Raw genomic sequence first — 227 nt, forward strand, 5'->3', positions numbered from 1 at the left:
GGAAAAGAATTGATGAAGTCCTATCTATCAAGAATTCGGATATTGCAAAGCATCTCTCACTGCCGCCAGTTAAGTTGCACTGCAGCATGCTTGCTGAGGATGCAATCAAGGCAGCTGTGAAAGATATCGAAACAAAATGGTCCAACTCAACTTCTGTGGTAGAAAACGAATGCAAGGAGCAAGCTATGGCCTAAGGATGAATAGTTGTTTGTGTTTGTGTGTGGAAG

The 227-nt window shown here is 42.7% G+C and carries 1 protein-coding gene; it reads left to right on the forward strand.

All coding sequences use genetic code 11. The annotated features are described in order from the left end of the window. A partial coding sequence (locus C6N31_RS46690) for an iron-sulfur cluster assembly scaffold protein (RefSeq protein ID WP_198359776.1) occupies window positions 1–194 on the forward strand: 194 nt, incomplete at its 5' end. Window positions 195–227: the final 33 nt, after the last annotated feature.

Source organism: Streptomyces fildesensis, from assembly GCF_016107395.1.
GTDB lineage: Bacteria > Actinomycetota > Actinomycetes > Streptomycetales > Streptomycetaceae > Actinacidiphila > Actinacidiphila fildesensis.